The organism is Aeromonas sp. FDAARGOS 1406 (genome assembly GCF_019048565.1).
Taxonomy (GTDB): domain Bacteria; phylum Pseudomonadota; class Gammaproteobacteria; order Enterobacterales; family Aeromonadaceae; genus Aeromonas; species Aeromonas caviae.
Map to the genome: position 1 here is coordinate 868324 of NZ_CP077378.1, position 25135 is coordinate 893458.

At 56.1% G+C, this 25135-nt stretch carries 19 protein-coding genes and 3 tRNA genes; 12 read left to right on the forward strand and 10 right to left on the reverse strand.

Annotated features, from left to right (window positions below):
• A complete protein-coding gene (locus tag I6L36_RS03925; protein WP_216986977.1) occupies positions 1-1434 on the reverse strand; it encodes a hypothetical protein in 1434 nt (477 codons plus the stop codon).
• A 73-nt stretch (positions 1435-1507) separates the two neighbouring features.
• The gene (locus tag I6L36_RS03930) at positions 1508-2068 is read right to left on the reverse strand and encodes a hypothetical protein (RefSeq protein ID WP_216986978.1); all 561 of its coding nucleotides are present in this window, start codon (positions 2066-2068) and stop codon (positions 1508-1510) included.
• 322 nt (positions 2069-2390) lie between these two features.
• Here I6L36_RS03930 and I6L36_RS03935 point away from each other — a divergent pair, with 322 nt between their 5' ends.
• On the forward strand, positions 2391-2618 hold the full coding sequence (locus I6L36_RS03935) for a site-specific integrase (RefSeq protein ID WP_254203461.1): 228 nt from the start codon (positions 2391-2393) through the stop codon (positions 2616-2618).
• 905 nt (positions 2619-3523) lie between these two features.
• On the opposite strand, the gene I6L36_RS03940 is transcribed toward I6L36_RS03935, so the two are convergent.
• The 3 genes from I6L36_RS03940 to I6L36_RS03950 all read right to left on the reverse strand — a co-directional run bounded on the left by I6L36_RS03940 (position 3524) and on the right by I6L36_RS03950 (position 7628).
• Complete coding sequence (locus I6L36_RS03940) at positions 3524-4876, reverse strand: virulence-associated E family protein (RefSeq protein WP_216986979.1); 1353 nt, start codon at positions 4874-4876, stop codon at positions 3524-3526.
• A 542-nt stretch (positions 4877-5418) separates the two neighbouring features.
• Positions 5419-6393, reverse strand: a complete 975-nt coding sequence (locus tag I6L36_RS03945) for a site-specific integrase (RefSeq protein WP_125117224.1) — start codon at positions 6391-6393, stop codon at positions 5419-5421.
• Positions 6394-6476: 83 nt separating this feature from the next.
• Positions 6477-7628, reverse strand: a complete 1152-nt coding sequence (locus I6L36_RS03950) for a site-specific integrase (protein ID WP_216986980.1) — start codon at positions 7626-7628, stop codon at positions 6477-6479.
• A 322-nt stretch (positions 7629-7950) separates the two neighbouring features.
• On the opposite strand from I6L36_RS03950, the gene I6L36_RS03955 reads away from it, so the two are divergent.
• Positions 7951-8901 carry an IS1595-like element ISKpn3 family transposase gene (locus tag I6L36_RS03955; protein WP_216986719.1) on the forward strand — a complete coding sequence of 317 codons (951 nt, stop codon included), beginning with the start codon at positions 7951-7953 and terminating at the stop codon, positions 8899-8901.
• A 26-nt stretch (positions 8902-8927) separates the two neighbouring features.
• Here I6L36_RS03955 and I6L36_RS03960 read toward each other — a convergent pair whose 3' ends face one another.
• The 3 genes from I6L36_RS03960 to dauA all read right to left on the reverse strand — a co-directional run bounded on the left by I6L36_RS03960 (position 8928) and on the right by dauA (position 12452).
• On the reverse strand, positions 8928-10208 hold the full coding sequence (locus tag I6L36_RS03960) for a site-specific integrase (RefSeq protein WP_254203462.1): 1281 nt from the start codon (positions 10206-10208) through the stop codon (positions 8928-8930).
• A gap of 83 nt (positions 10209-10291) precedes the next feature.
• Positions 10292-10379, reverse strand: a tRNA-Ser gene (locus I6L36_RS03965).
• 270 nt (positions 10380-10649) lie between these two features.
• A complete protein-coding gene (gene dauA, locus I6L36_RS03970) occupies positions 10650-12452 on the reverse strand; it encodes a C4-dicarboxylic acid transporter DauA (RefSeq protein ID WP_216986981.1) in 1803 nt (600 codons plus the stop codon).
• Between the two features lie 490 nt (positions 12453-12942).
• Here dauA and I6L36_RS03975 point away from each other — a divergent pair.
• The 10 genes from I6L36_RS03975 to I6L36_RS04020 all read left to right on the forward strand — a co-directional run bounded on the left by I6L36_RS03975 (position 12943) and on the right by I6L36_RS04020 (position 22917).
• Positions 12943-13018, forward strand: a tRNA-Asn gene (locus I6L36_RS03975).
• Positions 13019-13020: 2 nt separating this feature from the next.
• Positions 13021-13096, forward strand: a tRNA-Asn gene (locus I6L36_RS03980).
• A 148-nt stretch (positions 13097-13244) separates the two neighbouring features.
• Positions 13245-13730 carry a YqhA family protein gene (locus tag I6L36_RS03985; protein ID WP_005301997.1) on the forward strand — a complete coding sequence of 162 codons (486 nt, stop codon included), beginning with the start codon at positions 13245-13247 and terminating at the stop codon, positions 13728-13730.
• Between the two features lie 117 nt (positions 13731-13847).
• Complete coding sequence (locus I6L36_RS03990; RefSeq protein ID WP_109113071.1) at positions 13848-14297, forward strand: hypothetical protein; 450 nt, start codon at positions 13848-13850, stop codon at positions 14295-14297.
• A 4-nt stretch (positions 14298-14301) separates the two neighbouring features.
• On the forward strand, positions 14302-17271 hold the full coding sequence (locus I6L36_RS03995) for a YncE family protein (RefSeq protein ID WP_162540661.1): 2970 nt from the start codon (positions 14302-14304) through the stop codon (positions 17269-17271).
• Positions 17271-18110, forward strand: coding sequence for an FTR1 family protein (locus I6L36_RS04000; protein WP_201920091.1), 840 nt, complete (start codon positions 17271-17273; stop codon positions 18108-18110). The genes I6L36_RS03995 and I6L36_RS04000 overlap by 1 nt, the downstream gene beginning before the upstream one ends.
• A gap of 74 nt (positions 18111-18184) precedes the next feature.
• On the forward strand, positions 18185-19609 hold the full coding sequence (locus I6L36_RS04005) for an FAD-dependent oxidoreductase (RefSeq protein WP_109113232.1): 1425 nt from the start codon (positions 18185-18187) through the stop codon (positions 19607-19609).
• A gap of 31 nt (positions 19610-19640) precedes the next feature.
• On the forward strand, positions 19641-20201 hold the full coding sequence (locus I6L36_RS04010; RefSeq protein WP_109113231.1) for a hypothetical protein: 561 nt from the start codon (positions 19641-19643) through the stop codon (positions 20199-20201).
• Between the two features lie 187 nt (positions 20202-20388).
• Complete coding sequence (locus I6L36_RS04015) at positions 20389-21672, forward strand: hypothetical protein (protein WP_201920088.1); 1284 nt, start codon at positions 20389-20391, stop codon at positions 21670-21672.
• Between the two features lie 51 nt (positions 21673-21723).
• The gene (locus tag I6L36_RS04020; RefSeq protein ID WP_109112995.1) at positions 21724-22917 is read left to right on the forward strand and encodes a Bcr/CflA family multidrug efflux MFS transporter; all 1194 of its coding nucleotides are present in this window, start codon (positions 21724-21726) and stop codon (positions 22915-22917) included.
• Positions 22918-22976: 59 nt separating this feature from the next.
• On the opposite strand, the gene I6L36_RS04025 is transcribed toward I6L36_RS04020, so the two are convergent.
• Both I6L36_RS04025 and nhaD read right to left on the reverse strand, forming a co-directional pair.
• Positions 22977-23543: a pyridoxamine 5'-phosphate oxidase family protein gene (locus tag I6L36_RS04025; RefSeq protein WP_109112994.1), complete on the reverse strand. Its 567-nt coding sequence runs from the start codon at positions 23541-23543 to the stop codon at positions 22977-22979.
• A gap of 33 nt (positions 23544-23576) precedes the next feature.
• Entirely contained in the window at positions 23577-25001 is a 1425-nt protein-coding gene (nhaD, locus tag I6L36_RS04030; RefSeq protein WP_109112993.1) for a sodium:proton antiporter NhaD, read from the reverse strand.
• Positions 25002-25135: the final 134 nt, after the last annotated feature.

A 25135-nucleotide genomic window follows, 5' to 3' on the forward strand; every position in this document is an offset into this window, starting at 1 on the left:
TTACGAGGGGCAGCTTCTTCTGAATTCAATGTACTTTTTCTTTAAGACCTCTATCGGCGCACGCTGCTTGCTTTCATAGACATCCACCATTAGCTTTAGGTCTTCGTCAGTTAGAGCGATAATACATTTGCGTTGAGAAGACCAAAGATCAATAGTGTTTTGAAACATTGCTTTAGGCAAAGGATTTCTAGTCAGAAATATACCAAAACGCCCAATACCACCCTGCAAATATCTATTCAGTTGATTTATGTGCTCTCTATCAATTTTCTTAACATTCTTCATTTCGATGACCAACTGTCGGTTATCGTAATCTGCAAATATTTCATCAAGAAAATCAATATCACGGTTATTATAAAATATGAGATCCCTTATGTGACGACCTGACTCTGTCCTACTCTGTGTTTGGGCAAAATCTAAATGCGGGTAGAAGAGCGAAGCCATTAAATCAGCCGAAAGATCTTCATACTTCATGTCGGCTCCATCTTCCTTACCTGTATCCAGTTTAAGAATATCCGCTAGCTTTCGCTTTGCCGACAAAACTGGAATTTGGCTAAAAAGCGGATCATTCTTGCAGTCTACAGAGGTCTTAACCTTATACTCTATATATTGCTCAACTACGCCATAGTTTTCTCTATTAAAGTTAAGAACCTTTACTCTTTCAACTGGCTCGTTTGGATTAAAAACCTCATCTCTTGGACAATGTGACTTAAAGTAATCTTCGTAATTGATCCATGGATTAAATCGGAGCCACCGTTTGGGGGTAAAAATTATAGGTTCTTTAGATACCGGATTGACAGGAAGATAAGCTTTTTGATTTATATCTAATGCGTTTTTCTGGTAATTGTATACAGAATCTAAAATCACGCCTTCTATTGGGATATCATTTATTTCACATTGCTCAGTAGTATAGTCAATTAAAAATGACTTAATGTAATTGCATGAAAAATCGCTAATGCGATCTTTAGATATCCCTTGAATATACAGCTGAATGATCTCAAAGTGCGTAAAACCAAACTGACTATACTCAGGAATGTCTCGAAATAAATTAAGGATTTCCTGAGCTTGAGCTCTACTTATTTTTGACCCTTTCCGTGTTTTAGACACCCCTAGGCCAACTTCATCACACTCAGATAAGCTTACTAAAATATCAATTGCGAGTTCAGGTTTTCCTTTCTTGCTCAAAAAATTCAGGTAGTTAAACGAATTAGTAATCGCAGTATGCAATGCTTGGTCTTGCTGTGAAGGGGAATTCCACAAAAGGAAAGGATCGACATATAGTGGAATGTCCTCATCAAAGAACTGAATTGCAAAATCGAGATCTGCTTGACCTTTGTATATACCGTGATGATCTGTAATTCTTGGTCTAATTAATTCCACGATCTTCTCGTCTATTTGTTCACCTAACGCCGCAATAAGCGGCACGTAGACAGTCATTTTTTTCGCTTTTTCTTTTGCAAAAACAATGACAGCCGTTAACGTGTCCGATTTAATTGCCTTGTTATGTTTGTTATCTACTAATTAACTTCCCTGCCACATACCCAGCAACGACCCCACCAATAAAACAGCCAGCCAAAACTAAACTTTTAGATTCTATCGTATATAACGGCTTATACCCATCCGCACGGAGCCTTTTAGCTACGCGAACAGCTAATTCATCTACGGTTGTATAGTTTATACTTAGCTCTTCTCGAATGATTTCTATAAATTCCTTCTCGTAAGTATCATTTTCTTCATGCAAATTAAGGCGGCTGCTAATTTCTTTTTCTGTAATAACCATTGAACCAGGGGAATAATTTTTTATCGTAATCAACAAGCCTATAACGAAACCAATGAAAACAGCAGTTTCTGGATCAATTCTCAGACTATCTAATTTGGAGTGTATGTATTCATTTCTTAGTAGATTTTCAGTAACTCGGGACACGAGATCATCTGCTGTGATAAACTCATTAGATATTTCGCCACGAATTGTTGCAATTATATTTGCATCATAACCTCCAATGCTTTCAAGTTTTACTAGTCTTTTTAGAATTTGGTCTTCAGTTAATGTTTTAAGTTTATTGTTTTTCATAAATTACTCCTAACGTTTTGGCTAATAAATAGATCTCAATACAAATCCATTAAAAAACATTTTAGTGCCGCTTCATAAACCACAGTAAACTTCAGAAATTTATAGGCTTAAAATAAAACATAACAGTGATTAGATGGAAGGCGGTACTAATCCGTTAACAGAGCCTTCCGTATAACTCCACTTTGCCTTGATAGTCACTACGGAAAAAATCAAATTAAATAAAAATATTACCAGTATTTCTCTGATAATTGATCGTATTCGCTTGACCTCCTCTTTTTACTCTACCATTACCACTGTATGAATAAACAGTGTAAGGACAGTCATGGAAGGCACCGCCAAACCCCGCCTGCGTGAACAGGTCAAAATAGTGATGCGCTTGCATCACTACAGCATCCGAACAGAAAAGTCCTACTGGTTCTGGCTCCGCAATTTCATTCACTTTCATCAACTGCGACACCAGCAGGAACTCGGTTCTGCTGAGGTCAATGCCTTTCTCACCCGGCTTGCCGCCGAACGAAAATGTGTTGCCAATTGGAAACCTATGAATTAATACAGCCACCATGTTGAGTAACGGGTCGCCACTCGCTTACCTATCTCATCAGGCAAGGCTACCGCCCCTGAGTTACAGCCCTCAGCTCGCTGCTGTTAACCAACCTGGTGTCACGAATCGCTCCCATGACGCTTCCCTGAGAGATGGATTTTCGTTTGGCTATCTTAAGGGAGTAGATCGAGACATGGAAAGAGGATATTGATAAAAACATGAGCAGGCTCAATCAATTAGTGAGCGACTGCCGTGTTAAACTGGCAGTTTGGTCAGCAGAGGATACGGATATTTCCCTCACCCAGCCCTTTTGCTACATGGAGAGGGAAATAGAGAATGTTCTCCGATCCAAAGATCGGATAGTTGCAAACACTCTGGGGTGGTCAAAATTGGGCGCTAAAAACCCCGGAAACCTAGTTATTTTTGTGCGCTGATCAACAGTGATGGGTTGATATGGCTAATCTGCCGTTGAGCGCTCAACGGCAATAAGAAAACCTGAGTCTCCCTGCGCTTTACAGCCTCATGCCCTAATTCACCTGTCGAGTGATGGTGATCGGTAATCTTTATTGAATGTCATGGGGTACTTTGGTTAGATGCGGTTAAGCGAGTGAATCCCCTCTTAATCAGCCTCAGACCCTTGCCATGACTGCGTTTGAGGTAATGATGGTTAAGCTGAGTAAGGGAAGTTGCTATGAAGCGTGATGAGTGCTGGATGGGCTCTTATCAAGGTTTATTCAGTGTTTATATATAAATCACCTTAATCAATTAACCAAAAAACACTGTAGGTCAGTAATGGCGAGGGTTTGAGGCTGGTTAAGAAGCTAAAAAACCTACTTAACCTGCGCTTAACCAATTAATCATCTGTCCAACAGACGGGCAGAAAAAAGCCCTGCCTTGTCGGCAGGGCTTGTGGGCTATTTATCGGCTTTGCCCTTCTCTTTGGGGCTATCGACGGGCAGCAGGTACTCGGTCCTATTAGAACGCGCCCTACGGCTCTGGAGCTTGCCCTCGCTCGCGAGCAACCGGAGTGCCTTACCCCAACTACTCGCCATGCTCAGCCTCTCACCGTGGCGGGCGCACAGCTCGCTCGCCGTGAGCCATTCAGATGAGGCCAGTGGACGCGATAGATGGTGGTGGTAAATAACCTCATAATATGGACCCTTGTCTGTGTGAGCATCATTTTCCGATGCAGCTAGTGCAGCTGTTGCATCATCCAGAAACCACGTTGATCCTGACTCATAGCGCTCCCTTACCTCCAGCCAAAACTGGCGCAGTTGCTCAGGGTCTGTCTGGGACAAACGGCCTGCACTCCAGCTCCAGCCCAGGACCGTATTGAGGCGCTCAACATCAGCTGCCGCAGCCAACTCGATAACAGCAAATCTCGCGTTACCGGTTGTATCCTTGAGAAAATCCGTCCCGTTGACCGTAGCAATAAATGAAGTCTGGCGCTTTTTGGTGGTCATGCTGCGGGCATAGGGTAGGCGATAGCTGTCATTCTCTCGGGTCAAAAAAGCCTTGAGGCTACCCGCCTCATGTCGGGTCGTACTCTCAAGCTCAGCCAGCTCCACAACCCATGCAGACACTGCGCGACGAACATCATCAGGCTTGTCTGGATTGATGGCACAATCGAGGGTCGAACCTTGGACCACAGCAGCCAGACGGCTCACCCAGGCGCTTTTTCGATAGGACTGTGCCCCCACCAACACAGGCACCAATTTCGAGTACCAGCGCGGTTGATAGAGTGCAGCGACACACCCAACCAGCCATGCATGTAACACCGCACTCGCATAGACGGGATTAGCAGCATTGAGGGTAGCAATCACCGCATCGATGCGCGGTTTCCCATCCCACGGTGCCCCACGTTCGAGCCACTGACGCACAGGGTGATAACTGTGGCGCTCACAAATTGCGATCAGGTGCTCCTCAATCACGGCATCCGGCACACCTGCCAACTGGCAGGCATCAACCAGCGCGGATCGCTGACCCGCCTCAGAGCCTCCCAGACGCTCACCATCCGCATCAGCCAGTTCTGCCTCACCCGTCATCAGGTTGTAGCGTGGATCCCAACCGTTGAATGTGATAAGAGCAAACAAATTCGAGCTGGTTTTGATGGGGCGGCCAGTAGGGCTCATATCCGGCAGAGTCAGCAGTTTACCCTGCATCACCGACCTGGCAGCCTGCTGCACCTGTTGTGTGGCAGCACCGTCCTTCTGACCGTCATATGACGAAATATCATGCCCCGCTGTTTTGTTTTTATTATTTTTCATTTTTATTATCCTCGGTGTTATCACCTGATTGTTGTTATATATAACCTCTGCCATTTTCTACTTTTTAATTGAGTGGGGTAGTTAAAACATACATGGCTCCACTCAATTAAATTCAAACCGTTTTTATGAATGGTATTGCGCCATCAATATGGGATGACCGTCACCGAGATATAGGCGTCAAGGTTGTTCCTCCTCGTCCCGAGTCAGACTCCACCTTGACCCCTATACCCGCCTCCTTCGTCATCCCATATTGACCGCTTCATACCATCCATAAAAAAGGGTTCTCCACCCCACTCCGGTCGCTGCGCAACCTACGGGGGTTCCGGTCTCGTAACCTCGACACACCCCCATACTTACGTGCGTAAGTATGGTTTTCAATAGCGTGCTTACGGTTGTATTTCTTTGCGTACTTACGATTGTTTTCATGGCGCACTTACGTGCGCATTCGTAAGTGTCACATGTTATATTTACGCCAATGAAGATCATAGTTAGGTGTTTGTATTTTCTAGCATGTTTATTTTGTCGAGTGATAGTGGATCTGATTATCGTGAAAGACCATCATCTTTTTGTTTATTTCTTTTTATATAGGCAGCCATCCCGGTTGATTTATCTTTCGCATTTGAACCCTCATTTGGCTCGACTACCAAAATTGGAGTGCTCGGCTGGATGTAATTTTTATTATCTTTAGACCGCACGCTATGAGTCACTCTAATATGGCTCAGGTCAGCATCAGCAGGACAGCTCGGCAAGCGCCCTCCTTTTGCTGATTTTCGATTTCCGTAACGATCAATCGAGGCTGTCGCTTGGTGCCCCATCAAATAGGCAATTTGTAAACGCCCCATACCTGATGCCTTGAGCTCCGAACCCATTTGATGACGCCAGCTATAAAATGTAGGGAGATGTTTGCGCTTCGGCCATAAATTCTTCCCCGCAGCGCGTAGTTTGTCTTGTAGACACCCAACATTTACTTTTTGTGCTAATGTAACAAGCATATACAACGTCAGTGCTGTTATTCCATCCAGCTGTAACACTCTGTCAGCTCCGCGTGTACCATGATGGCTCTTTTTTGCTCCGATAACAGTTAGCCGATTACTATCGACTGTTACGCCAGCCAGCTCTGTGGGTCTGATACCGGTGAGTTTGAACAGTTTAATCGCAGCCACCATGCACTTATCATTCCGTGCATTAAAATAGTCAATAAGCGCAGTTTCATCTTCTGCTGCGATCGACTTAACTCGAGTCTGCTTCTGTTTAACGGAAAGCGTGCTGCCTTTGGCTGTGACTGGGTTATGCAATGCTAGAATGCGTGTAGCTGCATCGTCATATCCTAAGGTGCGTTGATGATGTGCAAGAGCCCCGCGTAGGCGACGCCAGTAGGCGGGCCGATATTCAGGAGCACAAGCCAACAATTCATCTGAGATATTTTTAGCAGTAAGTTTGATACATTTTCTTTCCAAACGAATATAAAAATGCTTTGCAATCTTTTCATATTCAATTTTTGTTTTATCAGTCGCCATCATTTTTCCTTAGGCTCTTAACGGCCCTTATTTAACGTGTTATCGAATCAATAATATATCGATGTGAATCACAGTAGTTATCGCTAATCTGATTGAGAATGCGGTTCACCAACATGTATGTTTTTCATTGATTGAGCAACCAGCCCTAATAAATATTGCTGAATTTGTGGGTCGGCAATTAGTTTAGTCATGTCCAGTTCTGAGTTGTTGGCCGGAACCAGAGCCTGCGTCTCATTAAGGCGGAAACAACGAGCAAGAGCGTTTTCGGCTAATGTTTTGAAATCCGCAGCATCCTCAACTAACCATTTTCCATAATGACGCCTGATCATTGCGGTACTTGTATGCCCCATCTGTTTGGCAATCCATTCGATATTAACACCTGCGGACAACAGTTGACTGGCATAGGTATGTCTAAATTGCGATGGCCCTCGGTAGGCAACGCCCGCAGTGGCACAAAACGGCTCAAAAAAATCCTCTCTGAATTCATCGACGCTGGTGTATTGACGTCGTTTATCCGGATAATAGGCTAATAAAGTCCGGCGCAGTTTGATCCGCGTACGATTGTCAGCACACATGACCGAAATCGCTTTCTCTTTGCGATGCCTAGCATGCTCCAGAAGAGTGCGTAGTGCCTGCACTGCGGGGACAGTCAACTCGACTGTTCGGCAGGAGCTTTTGGTTTTCGGCGTTTTATAGCAACCATCTACCAGGGCCAGATCAACACGCAGTGTGCGTTTATCCAGGTCGATAGTCTCACGGCTAATTGCCAACAATTCGCTGATCCGCAGTCCAGTGGAAATACCAACCTGGATTATTGCTGCACCAATAGGGTTGATATGTTGATGTGCAATAAATAACTGGATCTCTGATTGCAGGAATGGCTGAGGCTCTACCACCTCAAATCGACAATTTTTGACATGACACATCGGATTGATTTTTATAATGCCATCTCGATAGGCCCTGTTAAATACTTGTCGCATAATGTCAATATACTGATTGACCGTGTTCCCTTTGAGGCGTTTTAGCAGTTTGGCTATATACATTTCGATGTCGGTTGCATTAATATCAATCAGCTTCTTTTTTCCCCATTTACGGATAAGCTGCCTGGCCTTTCTACACAAAACATCATAGGTTGCGTCTGATACCTGTTGATATTTTATGTTCAGGTGTTCCTCTACTGCGGTTTTGAACGTTTTTTCACGAGGATCTGATTTTAGATTGTTGTTATTTTTCATGTGTACCCTGTTTTTATTATTATAATTTTGCGCAGGATTACATTCAGCAAAAACCAAGTCAAATAAAAAGTGAAACCTAACAAAAACTAATTTAATGTCAATTTTAAATATATTTGAAATAAATAAATTGTCAAATTAACGACCAGTAACAGCAGAAGCAAGCCATACTGTTTTAATGATGAAAATCAACATGTTACCTTGCCAGGTGAGCACGTGAGTGGGTATACCTCACCCACTCAAATGCCTACCTGATTACCCATGATTAGCAGTCAGTTACCACGAACTATACTGAACTTACGTACAGTTATCGAGGTGCGAGATCATGGCCAAAAGCAAAATCCAATTCCAGAAAGGCTACAGCCTGTTTGAGTTTCTCAAGGACTATGGCACTGAGGCTCAGTGCGAAAACGCGCTGTTCACTTGGCGTTTTCCTAACGGCTTTGTCTGCCCTGAATGTGCCAACAAGACCTGTTGTCGCCTGAGAAGGCGGCCACGTGTGTGGCAATGCAATCACTGCCGTCACCAGATGTCATTGACTGGAAACACGATTTTCGCAAACACCAAGCTCCCACTGACCAAGTGGTTTCTGGCAATGCACCTGTTGTCACAGACCAAAACTGGCTTGTCAGCGATGGAGCTAAAGCGCCAGTTGGACGTCAAATATGACACCGCCTGGATGCTCAAGCACAAGCTGCTGCAAGCCATGAAAGAGTCCGATGACAAGCAGCCCATCAGCGGCATCATTCAGCTCGATGATGTCTACTGGGGGGGCGAGCGCCGTGGTGGCAAACGGGGTCGGGGCGCGGCAGGCAAGACGCCGTTTGTGGCAGCAGTGGCCCTGAACAAGGAAGGACATCCAATCAAGATGCGGATGACGGTGGTCGATGGTTTCAAAACCAAGTCCGTTGCTGATTGGGCAAAACGGCATATTGCCAGTGGCAGCGCGGTGATATCCGATGGATTGGCCTGTTTCAAAGCGGTCAAGGAGGCCAATTGTGAGCACCTGGGTGTTGTCACCGGGGGCAACCTGGACTGGCTGGATCATCCGGCATTCAACTGGGTAAACACGATGATAGGAAATGTGAAAAACTCGCTGCGGGGCAGTTGCCATACGCTCGGAGCGAAGCATTTACCAAGGCATCTTGCGGAATACTGCTTCCGGTTTAATCATCGTTTTGACCTCAAGAGCATGTTGGTTGAATTGGGGCATGCAGTCGTGGCAAGCCCTCCGATGCCATATCGGCTCTTGAAGCTGGCTGAGGGTCATGGGTAATCAGGAATGCCTATTTCGCCTGATATTCAAAAATCGACTAAATCGCTGGGGATTAACTCGATTTTTTCTCGCAGCAACGCAATACCTAGTCGCTTGCCGTAGCGCCCAAACGTCAGGCCGTTTTTACTGTGTCCCGCAAGTTCGGCCACAAAATGCTCAGCGACATCCGCCTGCTGTAACTCATCGATGAAGCTATGCCGCAGCCCGTAAAGCGTGGGACGGCCCTGACCTACGATGCCAGCATCATTGAGGTGGCGTTGGAAGCGACAGGTGATGTTATGCGCCCAGTCGTCGTCTTTGCCTGATGGTTGGTCATCGAACAAAAATACCTTCCCTTGACTGCGACGACTCTCCACATAATCCAGGAATTGATGTCCAATCAACGCACTATGCAACGGCACGGTACGGTACGCATTGGCAGTTTTGAGCTGTTGATCCGCCTCTCCCGCATCGACCATCAGACACCAAATCCCCTCAACCTGTTTGATGTTCTGAGTTTTGAGCTGGCAAGCCTCGGAGGGTCGCAGCCCGGCATACAGGCACAGCAGGGGCACCCACCAGTCTTGAACTCTCAATTTTTGGCCTTTCTGGGATTGTTTGCTGCGCAGGCTGGCAAACAGCTGAGCCAGTTGAGGGCGATGCCAGCGCACTCGCTCCTCATCCGCCCGTTTGTGCGGCTTCTTGCCTGCCGTCAACCCATCAAAAGGGTTACGGCTGCAATAGTCCAGCGCCACGCACCAACGGAAGAACTGTTTCAGGGCGGCGAGGTAATCTCCTTTGGTTTTGAAACTGATGTCGCTCTTACGCAGCAAGCCGTTGCGATACTCCTGTGCCTGCGCGGGCGTCACCTCATCGACCTTAACCCCTTTGGCCCAGGTGACGAAGGCGTTGATCCGAAGTTGGAGCTGGCCCATCGTCTTGTGCTGGATCCCCTCACTGGCTTTAGTCTCGATGAATCTCGCCAGTGCATGGCTGAGCGTGATCCCACTGCTAGGGCAAGCTGAGGCATTAACAGAAGGTTCACGAGGTGTGGAAGGTGTTTGAAGAGGGATGAACCCCGCAGCTTTGAACGCGTCTAGATCGGCGCGGATCCAGCGATAGAAACTGCGAGGGGAAGTATCAGCAGGGGTAGCCGCGATAAGTGCGCGAGTACGAGCTGCCACAGCCAGGTTTCGGTCTACTGCGAGCTGACGATCTTTGGTGCAAAGGGAAGTACGGATAGCGAAGGGCAAGCCACGATCACGTAGTGACTTAGGCAGCGGGAGACGAGTGTAGTAGGTGCCGGAGGCATTTTTACTCAGATACATGATTGTTCCACCCAGTTGATCCAGGAAAAAAATCACGTAAGTCTAGAAATGAAAAAACCCGTTGAAATTCAACGGGTTATATTTGGCGGTGAGGGAGGGATTCGAACCCTCGATACGTTGCCGTATACACACTTTCCAGGCGTGCTCCTTCAGCCACTCGGACACCTCACCAAATTTTCACTGCTTGAAGTGGCTTTCAGAGCACGCTGCGCGTGCATCTTGCCGACTTCGTCGGTGGGCAGCCACTCGGACACCGCACCCAATTTTGGTCTGTGCTTTAACGTGTTCAGCCAACACGAATTCGCTGCGCCGTTGCGCTGGAACGGGGCGTAATGTAAGGGATAGGCGCGAGGCGGTCAATGCAATTTTTTATCTTTTGCCACTGTTTGCTCAATAAGCGAACCAAGTGACTAAAAATATGCCATTTCCTATACCTTTCCATCAATTTTCAACCGCTTCGTGCAAATGTTCTCCTCGAATCGCCTCTTCCAGCGAGCCGTAGAACTCCAGCTCTCCCGCCACCGGACGCACCTTGGCCCGCGCCAGGGTCTTGAGAGGCTGGAATTGCAATTCAGCTACCTTGAGACGGGCCCCCGCCTTGGCCATGCGTTTTGCGAACTGCTGGAAGGCGGTGAGACCGCCAGCATCCAGGATGGAGACCGCCTCCATTTGCAGGATCAACTCCTTGTGGTCCTTCATCTGGGCAAGCAACTCGTCAAAGACCCGCTCGGCGGCAGCAAAGAACAGTGGCCCGTTGATCTTGTAGACAAGGGTCGAGGGGGACACCTCGCTGGCATAGCGTTTGTGATCCGCCAGGTTGTGCAGCCTGGTCATCTTGGCTATCTCGCGCATGAACAGCAAAGAGGCCAGGATCACCCCGAAGGTGATGGCGATGACCATGTCGAAGATGACGGTCAGCGACAGGCAGACCAGCAGCACCAGTACATCGGATTTGGGCGCCCGGCGCACCAGATCCACCACCTTGTGGGCCTCGCTCATGTTCCAGGCCACCAGCAGCAACAGGGCGGCCATGGCAGAGAGCGGCAACCAGGAGAGCCAGGGCGCCAGCACCAGGATGGCAGCCAGCACCACCAGCGCATGGACAATACCGGAAATGGGCGAGGTGGCACCGGCCCGCACGTTGGCGGCGGAGCGGGCGATGGCGGCCGTCGCCGTGATGCCGCCGAAGAAGGGCGCCAGTATGTTGCCGAGCCCCTGCCCCAGCAGCTCGCCATTGGAGCTGTGCTTGCGACCCGTCATGCCGTCCAGCACCACGGCGCAGAGCAGGGATTCGATGGCCCCCAGCATGGCCATGGAGAAGGCGGCAGGCAGCAGCCGCTCGATGGCGGCCAGGTTCCACTCCACCGGTGCCCCGTCCGGCCCCGGCAGCGCCCAGGGCATTACCAGGGTCGGCGCGATGGGCGGGATCCCCATGCCCTGACTGCCGTCGGCCAGGGTATAGCTGAACTTGCTGCCGATGGTGGCCACGTCCACCCCGAACTGATGCAGGCCAAAGCCAAGGCCCACCCCCACCAGCACGGCGGGCAGGTGGCCTGGCACCGGCAGGCGCAGGCGCAGGCGCGGCCAGAGCAGCAGCACCGCCAGGGTCGCAACCCCGACCAGCGTATCCCCCCACTGCCAGCTGGGCAGGGCATGGGCCAGCGCCTCGACTTTGCCGATGTAGGTTTCCGGCATCTCGGGCACGTGCAGGCCAAAGAAGTCCTTGATCTGCAGGGTTGCAATCACGATGGCAATACCACCGGTGAAGCCCAGGGTCACCGAAGGCGGAATGTACTCGATGAGTCGTCCGAGCCGGGCCACCCCCATGGCTACCAGAAAGAAACCCGAGATCAGGGTCGCCATCAACAGGCCACCCACGCCGAACTGCTGGGCCACCGGATAGAGGATCACCACGAAGGCGGCGGTCGGCCCCGAGATGGAGAAGCGGGAGCCGCCGGTCACGGCGATGACGATGCCGGCGATGATGGCGGTATAGAGACCGTGCTGCGGCGGCACGCCACTGGCGATGGCCAGCGCCATGGCCAGCGGAATGGCGATGATGCCGACCGTGATGCCGGCGATCAGGTCGCGGCCGAAGCGGGGAACGCTGTAGGGTTCGTCAATACAGGATTGGCGTAAAGCAATGGCCAGCTTCACGCTTTGCAAAGGTGCTTGGTTGTGCATGTATTCGTAATACCAGAAGAGGGAGATAAAGGCCGGATTGAACCGGCGCCCGATCATCATCAAGGGCCGGCAGAGCTGTCGACACGGCGATGGTATCTTGGCCAACCATACCCCAGCCGATGAAATATTTCGATGGGCGGGATCAATGAATGGCCGTTACCACGCAATATTGCCGGTGATAGTCAGCATATCGACCATTTTTCTCACCATTACGCAGCACGCTCACTTCGCCTGCTAACCAATTTTCCCCTTCCTTATCCTGGTCGCGCGCCCTCCCCCTCTTTATATCTACCCGTCGGATACTGTGCCGACGCTCGCCCCTCCCTCATCTTGTCCCGGCAGCCAATGCATTTCATCTACCTCCTTACTCGGCTGCTTCCCCCTTGGCGAGCCTGCGAGGCTCACTCCAAGCTGCTGATTGTGCTGAAAATAGTCCGCAGCGGCCAAGTTTTGGGCAAACGGTCCAAAATCCCCTTTTTGCAGCGGATCGCGGGTTGACACCCGGCGGACGGGCCATTAATATCCGCACCGTCTCGACGAGACAGGCCATTCCTCCTTAGTTCAGTCGGTAGAACGGCGGACTGTTAATCCGTATGTCACTGGTTCAAGTCCAGTAGGAGGAGCCAATTCCCTCGTAGTTCAGTCGGTAGAACGGCGGACTGTTAATCCGTATGTCACAGGTTCAAGTCCTGTCGAGGGAGCCACATTCGAAAGCCCAGCCTTTGGCTGGGCTTTTTGCATTCTGTCGCCCGGCTCGCACTGCTCGTCATCAAGGGTTGTGAACGACAGGGATCCCCCTGAGGGCCATTTCGCGCCATAATCAGCGCAACCTTACCCTCTTCAGGAGTTTTCATGCGCCGTTTCAACTTAATGCTCAATGGCAGCCGGTTGATGATGTTTCCCTTCTATGTCTGCATCCTTGTCTGTGTCGCCCTCTTGATGGTGAAGTTCGCCATGCAGCTCTATGAGCTGTGTCGCGACATCATCGACATCCCCTATCTGGATCTCATCACAGGGGTGCTGACCCTGGTGGACTTCGTGCTGGTGGCCCAGATGCTGATCCTGGTGGCCATCTGCGGCTACGTGCAGTTCATCAAGACCCCGGAGCAGCGGGCAGCCCTTGGCGACAACTGGCTCAGCAAGATCAACTTCGCCTCCCTCAAACTTATCGTCATCAACTCCCTGGTCACCATCGCCGGGATCGAGGTGCTCAAGGCCTTCCTGACCGACGGTACCGGCAACGAGATCGAGATGAAGTGGTCGGTCATCGTCTTCCTCGCCTTCTCCACCGCAGCGCTCATCTACGCTGTCACCGAGCGGCTGGCGGACCACAAGTAACTCCGGTTTCCATTCAGCCTTTATTCATCAAAGGCCGAATTGATAACTCTTTTCATTACCTTTACTGCATTGTAAACTTGCTCCCCCGGGCTTTACTGCCCGGGCGTTGGAGCACCTATGACAAGCCTTTCCCTCTCACCACGACACTGCTGGCAGTGGCTGGCCTATCACCATCAGGCCGCCGAGGGCTCCCTCTATCTGATGTTCTTCTCCGGCCTGCTGCTGTGGGAACCGCTGACCCCGCTCTGGTCGCTGGCACGCTGGAATCTGTTCCTGCACGTCGCCCTCTCGCTCACCCTGTTCCCCCTGCTGTTTGGCGCCTTCTGGCTCTCCCATCGCAGCCTGCTGCGCAAGAGCCGCAAGCCTTTTTTGCGCACCACGGGGCGCATCATCGAAGCCTTGCTGCTGGTCTGTCTGGCAAGCGGACTGGTGCTGGTGCTGCACGGCACCCCGGGGGACAGCCTCGGCAACCTTGCCAGCTGGGCCCACTGGCTGAGCGCCCTCGCGTTGACTCCCCTGGTGCTTCGCCACGCCTGGCGCTGGACCATCTTGAAATGGCGCACCTGATCTTATGTTGAAGTTGTTGTTATCCCTGATGTTGGCCGCCCTGCTGCTGGGGACCGCCTCGGCCCAGGAGATGGGCACCGCCATGATTGCCTATGACGAGGGGAACGCCCCGCGCCTCGTCACCGCCAACCAGAGCGCAGGCTCGGTCACCCTGCTTGAACGCGATAGCGGTAAGCGACTTAAAGAGGCACAACTGGGGGGCGATCTGCGCCAGCTGGCCCGCGCCGGCGATGGCACCCTGCTGGTCACCGACTACAGCGGCGATCGCCTGCTGCTGTTGGATGGTGATCTCGACTTGGAAGAGGCGATCCCCACCGGCCATAGGCCCTACGGCGTCATCTTCGATCCCAAGCGACAGTGGTTCTGGGTCACGCTGTTCGAATCCGCTCGCCTGCAAGCCTACGACACCACGGGCAAGCTGCAGCTGGATGCAGAAACCGCCGAGACACCCCGCGGGCTGGCCCTGACCGACGACGATCGCCTGCTGCTCACCCACGCCATGACCGGCCAGCTCGCCATCTATGATCTCGCCAAGCTTGAGAAGGACGCTAAGGGGGCTACCCTGCCCAAGCCCAAGCTCATCACCCTGGCCGAGACCCACAGCGATACCCCAAGCGACTCGCAGGGCTTGCCACGCCTGCTGGATGGCATCGCCCTCTCCCCCGATGGCAGCGAAGCCTGGCTGCCCCACGTGCTCTGGAGTTTCGACCACCCTTTCCAGTTTCAGAGCACCGTCTTCCCGGCCGTCTCCATCATCGATCTCGATGAAGAGAAGGAGCGGGTCGATGAAAGAAAACAGCTCTTCTTGCAGATCAACCTGCCCAGCGTCGGCAACCGCAGCCAGATCGTCTCCAACCCGTTCGCGGCGCGCTTCGCCGCCGATGGCAAGCGGGTCTATCTGACCCTGGCGGGTTCTGAAGACTTGCTGGTGTTCGACCTGTCGCGCAGCGGCAAGCAGAACAACAACCGCCACCGCCGCAAGAAGTTTCAGGGTGGCGCCAAGGCGACCCAGCTATTGCGTCACCTGCCGGGCCAGAATCCGCGGGATCTGCTGATCGATGGCGACCATATCCTGGTGCACAACGTCATGGGGCAGGATCTCACCCGTCTCAATAGCGGCGGCAGCGGCCCGTTTGCCCGGGTCACCGTCGATGTGCCCCACTTCGCCAAGCTGGTAGAGACGGATCCCCGCCCCAAAGCCCTCAAGCGCGGTGAACGATTGTTCAACCTGGGTAATACCGCCGCCAATAGCCGCTTCCCCATGGCGGGGGACAACTGGATGAGCTGCAACTCCTGCCATCTGGACGGGTTCAACTTCACCAACCGCTATCTGATGGCGGCCCATCGCCAGCAGAGCGGTGACAACGCCATCAACGGCCACGCCAACCTCGCCAACATGGTGGCGGGGGACTTTATCGGCGAATACCTGCGCATGACCCAGCAGACCCAGGGCGGCATGGGTCATGACACCCGCGATGGGGCCGATGCGGTTGACCCCGCGAGGCCCCAGCCCGAGGTGCAGGCGATGATGGAGGATCTGCACGCTTTCGTGACCAGTGACGGCAACCTCCCCTATCTGGCCAACTGGCTGCGGCTCGATGCCCCGCGCAGGGATCCTGCCAAGGCGCCGACCACCCACCCGAAAGAGTGGCTCAACTCCGCCTCCTGCCAGAACTGCCACCAACAGGCGTTCAAGGACTGGAGCGAGAGCAACCACCGGCTGATGGGCAACTCCCACCCCTACTACAAGGTGGTGCAGGCGCTGGCCCGCGAAACCGAAGGGGAGGCCTTCGGCCAGTGGTGCCAGGGCTGTCACATGCCCCAGCAGGTGATGAACGGTCAGACTGATCTGCCCAAGGGCTCTCACATGTTCGAGCAGGGCGGTGCTTCGCTCATTGCGGCCCACCAGAAAGGCGAGCCCGTGGTGGAAGAAGGCACCGGCTGTGTGCTCTGTCATCGCATCACCCGGCTCGAGGATGCCGGCGGCAACAGCGCCTTTACCGTGAATCTGAAAGACCGCGAGAGCTATGTGTTCGAGGATGCCGCCGGCGGCAGCCTCCAGCACTGGCTGGCAGAGCGGCAGATCAACGCCCGCCCCGCCATGCACAAGGCCTCCTACCAGAAGGATTTCTACCGGGACGCGGCCCTGTGCAAGTCGTGCCACAACGAGTTCGCCCCCGGCACCGGCGCCAATATCGTCAACACCTGGGATGAGTGGGAAAGCTCCAGCTTCGCCAAAGCCGAAGATCCTGCCAAACGGCGCACCTGCATCGACTGCCACATGAATCCTACACCTGGCAACGGCGGCGCGCCGGTGGCGGGCCAGTCCACCGAAAACGGCACCGTGAAAGAGCGGCTCTATCGCCACAACTTTACCGGCGCCCAGCATCAGCTGGTGGGGCTGAGAAATGCAACCCTCGAGCAGGAGAGCCTGGCGCTCTTGCGCTCCAGCGCCACCCTCTCGGCCCGCATTGAAAACCAGAGTGGCCAACCCGCGCTGGTGGTGAGAGTCGCCAATACCGGCGCCGGCCACGCCCTGCCCACCGGGGTCGCCGATTTCCGTGAACTCTGGCTGGAGCTGACCGTCACCGACGCCAGCGGCAAGCTGGTGCTCCAAAGCGGCCAGCCGGTGGATGGCGCAGTCCCTGAGGATGCACGGCTATTTAGAAAGGTGTTCGGCGATGCCGAGGGCAAGCCGGTGGGGCTCAAGTTCTGGCACTACGCCAAGCTCCTTGAAGACACCCGCATCCCGGCCGATGGCTGGCGCGATGAAGTCTGGCCGCTGCCGGCTGATGCCCAGGGGCCCTTCAAGGCCGATATCAGACTCAATTTCCGCACCTACCCCAAGTGGGTCAATGATGCGGTGCGCGCCGCCGAGCCGAGCTTGCCGGAGCCACCCATAGTGCAACTCAATCGGCTGCAACTGACCCTGCAGCCCCTCCCCGTTACGCCCGATACGGAGCCTCAATCCTGATGTTCGCAAGTTTTCTCATTACCCTGCGCGAGGGGCTGGAAGCCTTCCTGCTGGTCGGCATCTGCCTCTCCTACCTCGCCAAGCTGGGGGCGAGCCGCTACAACAAGTTCATCTATCTGGGGGTGGGCCTCGGTCTTGTCGCCTCCCTTGTCATCGCCTTCCTGTTCCAGGTGGTGGTGAGCCAGTTCGAGAGCGAGCGCTACAACCATTTGCTGATGGCGGGGATCCTGATTTTTGCCACCCTGGTGCTCACCTATATGGCTATCTGGATGCAAAAACAGGCCAAATCCCAGGTGGGGGCCATGACGGCGCGCATCGATGCCGCCATCGACGGTGGCAACCTGTTTGGTCTGGTGCTGCTCGCCTTCCTGGCTGTGATGCGCGAAGGCTTTGAAACCGTGCTCTTCTTCTCGGCCCTGGTCTACTCCGGGCAAGGGGTGGATCTGCACCAGGGGCTGATGGGGGCGCTGGCGGGGCTGCTGGTCTCTGTGGTGCTGGTGTGGGGGCTGCTGCGCTCCACCCGCAAGGTGGCGCTGGCCCCCTTCTTCCGCTGGACCGGCCTGCTCATCATCATCATCGCCGCAGGCTTGCTCTCGTCCGCCGTCAACATGTTGCAGGCAGCGGACGTCATCACTTTCTGGACCACGCCTGTCTTCAACATCAGCCACATCCTCGACGATCAGGGGGTATTCGGCACCTTCCTGCGCGCCCTGTTTGGCTACAACGCCTCACCGGCCGGCCTGCAATTGCTGACCTGGGCAAGCTACCTCATCATCTTTGTCACCCTCTGGCATCGCAACTATCGCCCCCAGGGGAGCGCCGCCCCGACCAGGGGCTGAGCCCGGGATAACACTCTGTTCGGGAGCCGCGCACAGGCGCGCTCCCCCAGCTATCACGCCGTTTCGGAACACTCATGAACGACAGCAACAAGAAGCACATTGCGGTGCTGGGCGCCGGCCCCGCCGGTCTGATGGCCGCCTGGCGCCTGCGCCAGGCCGGTTTTACCGTCACCCTGTTCGAGCAGGAGCCGGTCGTGGGCGGCATGTGCGCCACCCAGACCTTCAAGGGGCGCGACGGCGAGTATCGCTTCGACTACGGCGGCCACCGCTTCATCACCAAGAACCCCGAGCTGCTCGCCTTTATCGACGAGCTGATGGGGGACGACCTGCTCCACGCCGAGCGAAAGAGCGTCATCCGCTTTGGCGGGCGCACCTACGACTACCCCCTGAACCTGCCCAATTTGCTCAAGACGGCGCCGCTGGCCCTGATGGCCGGTGCGGTGAAGGATCTGTTGCTGTTGCCCTTTGCCAGGAAGCCCACCGATTTTGCCAAGGCGAGCTTTGCCGAGTGGATCCAGAGCCACTTCGGTCGCACCCTCTACCGCCAGTTCTTCGAGGGCTACACTGGCAAGCTGTGGGGCATCAATCCGGACAAGCTCTCCGCCGACTGGGCTGGCCAGCGCATCAGCCTGATCGATCTCAAAGACGTGGCGCGCCGCCTGTTGCCAAGGCGCAACGGCAGCCTTTCGGTGCGCACCTATGCCCGCAAATATCGTTATCCAAAGTATGGCTTTGGCCAGATCTTCACCACCCTGGGGGAGCGGCTGGTGACAGAAGGCGTCACACTCAAGACCGGCGCCACCATCACCCGCCTCGAGCAGGCTGATGGCCGCATCGAACGGGTGTATTGGAAACAAGATGACGTGGAGCAGAGCGAGCGCTTTGATCAGGTGATCTCCACCCTGCCGCTGCCGCTCACCTGCCAGCATCTGGGCTTGCCGTGCGATCTCCACTACCGGTCGCTTCGCTTCGTCAATATGCCCCTCAAACAGGAGAACCTGTCGGACAACACCTGGCAGTACCTCTCCGACCCCCATATTCTGGCGACCCGTCTGCAAGAGCCCCGCCGGCGCAGCCCCTTTATGGCACCAATGGGGCAAACATCCGTGATGCTGGAGATCCCCTGCAACCCGGGGGATGCCACCTGGCAGGCACCGCTCTCTGATCTGCGCGGCCGGGTCACCGCCGATCTCGCAAGCCTCGGCGTCGACACCCAGAAACTTGGCGATGAGACTTTTGAAGCACGTAGCGAGTACGCCTATCCGCTGATGGATCTGGGTTATCAGGCCCGCCGCAACGAAGCCATCAAGGCGCTGATGCCGATCACCAACCTCATCATGACCGGCCGTCAGGGGACATTCCGCTACATCTTCACCGACACCGCCATGGAGATGGGGATGATGGCCGCCGACATGGTGATCGACGGGGTGGACAGACGCCACGCCATCTTCAATCATCGCAACGAAAACACCGTGATCGAAACCCAGAGCGTGGCCTGACCGCGCCATTGGCATAAGTAAGGAGAACAGGATGACCATCCGCCCGGGTTTACTTGCCCTCACCCTGCTGCTGGCCCTCTGCGGGCAGGCGCAGGCTTACTCCTACGCCGCTGCCGGCAAGGAGCCGCTGATCGATGCTCGCGAGGCACTGCTGGGCGCCGCCACTGACGGCAAGGATGCCAGTGCCACCTTGAGCGAGATTGCCGAGGAGCTGACCTATCTGGAACAGCACCACAAGGTCGAGCTGCAAGCACCGCTGGCAGCCGCCATCAAGGCCAAAGACGCCGCAGCCACCGCCGCCCTGCTCAACCGGGCCTACAAGGCGGAGATCGAGCGCCGCCTCGAGGGGGCCAGCCAGAACCTTGGCGACTACCAGACCGCCAAGGTGCTGGTGGTCAAGAGCAAGCGCTTCCTGGATCTCATCCTCCCCTCCCTCAATGAAGGGGATCGCAAGGCCGCCGAACAGGCGCTGGCCAAGGTGCTCGATGCCATCGGCAACCCTGGGGTGTTCGGGGTGGGCGCCAAGCCCGCCGATGCGGCCGCCTTTAGCGATGCCGAAAAAGCGCTGATGGCCGTGCTGGCACCGCTCTGATGGCTACCTGCCCATCACTACGCCACCTCGCTGTGACAAGCGGTGGGTTTCGCTGCGCGCTACCCACCCTACGCACTTTGATGACCTCTCATCGATGACGACGGCCCCCCTCATCCCCGCCCCTTCTCCCGCAAGGGGAGAAGGGGGGCGTTACCACGGCCGATTACGCTTCGCTAATCGACCCTACTTGCTGATCCTTCTACAACTGGTCTGGCTTGGCTGGCTGCTGGCCTTCCCGGTGGCCCTCGATTCCGACGATGCCCTCAACTTCGCCCACGGGGTGGTGCGTTTCAGCGTGCTGGAGTTCTCCCCCCACTTTCCGGGCTACCCCGCCTTTATCTGGCTGGCGCGGCTGATCAATCTGGCGGTGGACGAACCGGCCCGCGCGGTGCAGTGGGCAAGCCTGTTGGGGAGCTGTTTGCTGGCGCCGCTCGCCGCCTCGCTGGCGGTCAGATTGTGGCAACGGCCCAGCCTGCTGGCGCCGGTCTGGCTGCTGGTGCTGGCCCTGCCGCTCACCCCGACTCTCGCTCTTTCCGGCCTCTCGGACGGGCCTGCGCTGGCCGCCTGGCTCGGAGCTCTCCTGGGCTTGCAACAGCGCAAGATAACGCTGGCGGGTCTGCTGCTGGGCCTGATGCTGGCGCTGCGCCCCTCCTACTTCGTGCTGGCGCTGCTGCCCCTTTGGCTGGGGATGGCGCAAAAGGGAATGCGCGTCAGGTTTATGCTCCCCATCACGCTGGTGGGGTTAGCCTGCCTGCTGTTTGTCTGGCAGGCCGATGGCTGGGCCTATTTCAGCGAGGGGCGCCGCTTTACCGACGGTCACTTTACCTTGTGGGGCAACACGGCGGCGGCCCACGGGGATCGACTGCTGAGCTGGGCGAATACCTTCAACGATCAGCTCACCCCGCTCTGGCCCCTGTTGATGGGAGCCTTGCTGATACTGCCACTCTGGCAACGGTCAAAAGATCACAATGCGACCCCCTCCGTGCTCTGGACGCTCTACTGGCTCGCCCTGCTGCTCTGGACCCTGGTTGGCCAGAATCCGGACAATCCCCGCCATCTCGCGCCCATCACCCTGCTCGGTATCGTGCTGCTGGCAGGCTGGCTGCCACGCCGGGGCGAGCTGCCAGCCATGCTGGGGGCCCTCGTGCTGCTGCTCTGCACCCTCACCCCGCTGGCGGCACCAGCCATGACCCGGGCTTCCAGACTGGCCGAGCAAGCGTGCCCGGCGCTGGTGACCCAGTGGGGTGTGAGGCTGCTGCGAGAGACCACGGCCCTGCCCGTCACCGACGGCTGGTATCAGGGGGATGCACGCCTTGCATTGGCGCAAAGGGCCTGCCGGCTCAGCCGGCGCCCCCTCGGCCCGGAGGATCTGCCCGCTGGTGGCCAGCGAGTCTGGTTTGCCCCCCGCTTTCACGCCGAGCCCGGCCTCTGGCTCGGCATACAGGATCACCCCCGTCACCAAAACTGGTAGACTGGATGTTTGTCACTCCCTGACTTCGCACTCATCAAGACTGGATAGCCTATGCCCCACGCCCCCCTCTCCCCCCGTTTCCTCTTCATCCTGCTCGGCGCCCTGGCGGGCCTGACTCCGCTCGCGGTGGACATGTATCTGCCCGCCATTCCCGCCATCGCCCGGGATCTGGCTACCAGCATCGACGGCGCCCAGCTCACCATCAGCGCCTTCCTGGGGGGCTTTGCCATCGGCCAGCACTTTTACGGGCCGCTCGCCGACAGCTTCGGCAGAAAGCCGGTGATCCTGGCGGGCCTGACGATGTTTGCCGTGGCCTCCGTGGGCTGCGCCATGGCGGACTCCCTGCCTGAGCTCCTCGCCTGGCGCATGTTGCAGGCCGCAGGGGGCGCCGCGGGTTCCGTGGTGGTCAACGCCCTGCTGCGCGACCTGTTCGAGAAGGATGCGTTTTCCCGCGCCATGTCCTTCGTCATCCTGGTGATGACCCTCGCCCCCCTGGTGGCCCCGGTGGTAGGGGGGTACATCAGCGCTCACAGCGACTGGCGGGTCATCTTCTGGCTGCTGGTGGCCATCAGCCTGCTCATCTGCCTGGTGATGCAGTGGAAGATTGAGGAGACCCTCAAACCCGAGCACAAGCAGCCCCTGCGACTCGGGCAGGTGCTTCGCAACTACTGGGGGGTGCTCTCCCACCGTGGTGCCATGGGCTATGTGCTGTGCGGCGCCCTGTCGAGCTCCGGCATGTTTGCCTTCCTGAGCGCATCCCCCTATGTCTACATCGAGTATTTCAAGGTGCCGACCGAGCACTATGGCTGGCTCTTTGGTCTCAACATCCTGCTGATGATGGTGGTCACCTTCGCCAACAGCCGGCTGGTGAAAGGGGTGGGTGCCGAACGCATGCTGCGATACGGCCTGACCGTGCTGCCGCTCGCCGGGGCCCTGCTCATCTACAACGCCTGGAACCAGACCGGGGGCCTGTGGGGCATCGTCATCCCCGTCGTGCTCTTCGTCGGCCACATCAGCCTGGTGGGGGCCAACGCCATGACCGGCCTGATGGGCCACTTCCCCCAGTCCGCAGGCACCGCCTCGGCGCTGGCGGGTACCCTGCGCTTTGGCCTTGGGGCCCTGGTGGGGGTACTGGTCAACCTCAATCCCCCCGAATCGCCGCTCCCCATGGCCATCGCCATCGCCGGTTGCGGCCTGGGGTCGGCCCTCAGTTACTGGCTGCTGAGCGGCAAGCGCGTCCCCTGATGCCTTGCAATGAAAAAGCCCTGTCCATGGACAGGGCTTTTTGCATCGGGGCGCAGGCCTCAGTCATCGGCCTGCAACCCGCTGCGCGCCAGGATCTCGCTCTCCAGCCCATCCAGGCTTAGCTGGTTCTTCTTGCGCCAGTAGGCCTCAATCCCCTCCCGGCCCTGCCGCTCGGACCAGTTGGCAAGATCCTCCCTGTCTCCCTGGTACTCATACAGAGGCACCGACATGCCGCACGACGTCTGGACCCGTTCAATGTTCAGCAGGAAGATCTGGCGAGCCGCGACGCTTGGGGGGAACAGCGCCAGCAACGACGGCCACTGCGGATCAGTGCGGTGCAGCACCCGTGCCTGGCCATAGGCTCGCAGAATAAGCGGCGCCCCCTCGAAGGCGCAAAACATCACCGTCATGCGCGGCTGTTGCAGCACCTGGGCCGCGGACTCGTTGCCGCTGCCGGTCAGGTTGAGCCAGGCCAGGGTGTGGGCATCGAGGACGCGCAGCGAATCCCCGCCCTTGGGGGAGAGATTGACCGATCCCTTCGCGGCTGCCGTACCGACGAAGAAGATCTTCTGCCCCTCGATAAAGGTGACATGGCGCGGCGAAAGCGCCTCGAACAGTTGTCCCATCTTGCCTCTCCCTGGTGCCTGGAACCGGATTCCCTAAAACAGGGCGCTGTTGAGCCACAGGTGCGCCCCTATGCCGACCATATAACCAAGCAAAATGGCAGGCAACCACTTGAGGTGCCCGACGAAGGTATACATGCCCCTGGCCTGCCCCATCAGGGCCACTCCGGCGGCGGAGCCGACCGAGAGCAGACTGCCCCCCACCCCGGTGGTCAATGTCACCAGCAGCCACTGCCCCGTGCTCATCTGCGGCTCCATGGAGAGCACGGCGAACATCACCGGAATGTTGTCGATCAGGGCGGAGAGCAGGCCGATGGCGACGTTGGCCAGGGTTGGATCGCCACCGTCATAGAGGAAATGGGAGGCAAGCGCCAGATACCCCATAAACCCGAGGCCGCCGACGCACATCACCACCCCGTAGAAGAAGAGCAGGGTGTCCCACTCCGCCTTGGCAATCTTGTTGAACACATCGAACGGCACCACCGAGCCCAGACGCAGCAGCCTGGCCTCGTCCCCGGTGCGCTCATACAGCGCCCGTGCCCGGGCCAGGGTGACGGGCTGGGTCTTTCGCAGATAGAAACTGAAAAATTGCAGGTAGCCCAGCCCCATCATCATGCCGAGCACGGGGGGCAACCCCAGGAAGTGATGGCAGGCGACGGCGGTCACTATGGTGAGCACAAAGAGCAGCACGATGACAACGGCGCCGCGCCTTGGCACCACCATCTCGCCCGGCATGGCGGGCACCAGACGGGGCACCATCAGGCTCATCAGGGTGGCCGGCACCAGGAAGTTGAGCAGGGCGGGGATGAAGAGCAGCAAGAACTGCTGGAACGGCACCTTGCCCGCCTGCCACACCATCAGGGTGGTGATGTCGCCAAAGGGGCTGAAGGCGCCGCCCGCATTGGCCGCCACGACGATGTTGATGCAGGCCAGGTTGATGAAGCGGCGCTCCCCGTTGGCCACGTTGAGCACCACTGAACACATCAGCAGCGCCGTGGTGAGGTTGTCCACCACGGGGGAGATGAAAAAGGCGAGAAAACCGGTGAGCCAGAAGAGCGTACGCAGGCTGAAGCCCGCCTGCACCAGGCGTACCCGCAGCACGGCAAACAGCAGCCTGTCCTCCATGGCGTTCACATAGGTCATGGCCACCAGCAAGAAGAGCATCAGCTCGGCATACTCCAGCAGGTTGTGGCGAAAACCGGCCTGAACCAGCTCGCTGTGCCCCTGCCCCGTATAGACCAGGCCGATGGCTATCCAGATGATGCCGGCGGCCACCAGCACCGGCTTGGATTTTCGCAGCTTCAGGTGCTCCTCGGCCATCACCAGGGCATAAGCCAGGGCGAAGATGGCGAGGGCGAAGAGCCCGACCCCGCTGTGGGTCAGATCGAGGGGGCCGTTGCCCGCAACTGCGGGGGCACTGAGCAGGGCCGCCCCGGGCACGAGGCGAAGGAGTCCAGACATGGCGGCATCTCCTGGCAGGCGTCTGGCATTGAGGCTAGCAGCGCAAAGGGAAGCTGCTCTCTTTGTCATCCTGATGAGCGGCCCGCCGCGGGCACTCAGGCAAACATGAGCGAGGCCCGTTGCCGGGCCCCGTC

Coding starts and splice junctions, on each gene's coding strand:
- I6L36_RS03990 (WP_109113071.1), top strand. CDS start 13,848: ATGACAAGCCTTTCCCTCTCACCACGACACTGCTGGCAGTGGCTGGCC.
- I6L36_RS04010 (WP_109113231.1), top strand. CDS start 19,641: ATGACCATCCGCCCGGGTTTACTTGCCCTCACCCTGCTGCTGGCCCTC.
- I6L36_RS04000 (WP_201920091.1), top strand. CDS start 17,271: ATGTTCGCAAGTTTTCTCATTACCCTGCGCGAGGGGCTGGAAGCCTTC.
- I6L36_RS03985 (WP_005301997.1), top strand. CDS start 13,245: ATGCGCCGTTTCAACTTAATGCTCAATGGCAGCCGGTTGATGATGTTT.
- nhaD (WP_109112993.1), bottom strand. CDS start 25,001: ATGTCTGGACTCCTTCGCCTCGTGCCCGGGGCGGCCCTGCTCAGTGCC.
- I6L36_RS04025 (WP_109112994.1), bottom strand. CDS start 23,543: ATGGGACAACTGTTCGAGGCGCTTTCGCCGCGCCATGTCACCTTTATC.
- I6L36_RS03995 (WP_162540661.1), top strand. CDS start 14,302: ATGTTGAAGTTGTTGTTATCCCTGATGTTGGCCGCCCTGCTGCTGGGG.
- I6L36_RS03940 (WP_216986979.1), bottom strand. CDS start 4,876: ATGAAAAATAATAAAAACAAAACAGCGGGGCATGATATTTCGTCATAT.
- I6L36_RS04005 (WP_109113232.1), top strand. CDS start 18,185: ATGAACGACAGCAACAAGAAGCACATTGCGGTGCTGGGCGCCGGCCCC.
- dauA (WP_216986981.1), bottom strand. CDS start 12,452: ATGATGATCGGGCGCCGGTTCAATCCGGCCTTTATCTCCCTCTTCTGG.
- I6L36_RS03950 (WP_216986980.1), bottom strand. CDS start 7,628: ATGAAAAATAACAACAATCTAAAATCAGATCCTCGTGAAAAAACGTTC.
- I6L36_RS03960 (WP_254203462.1), bottom strand. CDS start 10,208: ATGTATCTGAGTAAAAATGCCTCCGGCACCTACTACACTCGTCTCCCG.
- I6L36_RS03925 (WP_216986977.1), bottom strand. CDS start 1,434: ATGACTGTCTACGTGCCGCTTATTGCGGCGTTAGGTGAACAAATAGAC.
- I6L36_RS03945 (WP_125117224.1), bottom strand. CDS start 6,393: ATGGCGACTGATAAAACAAAAATTGAATATGAAAAGATTGCAAAGCAT.
- I6L36_RS03955 (WP_216986719.1), top strand. CDS start 7,951: ATGGCCAAAAGCAAAATCCAATTCCAGAAAGGCTACAGCCTGTTTGAG.
- I6L36_RS03935 (WP_254203461.1), top strand. CDS start 2,391: ATGGAAGGCACCGCCAAACCCCGCCTGCGTGAACAGGTCAAAATAGTG.
- I6L36_RS04020 (WP_109112995.1), top strand. CDS start 21,724: ATGCCCCACGCCCCCCTCTCCCCCCGTTTCCTCTTCATCCTGCTCGGC.
- I6L36_RS03930 (WP_216986978.1), bottom strand. CDS start 2,068: ATGAAAAACAATAAACTTAAAACATTAACTGAAGACCAAATTCTAAAA.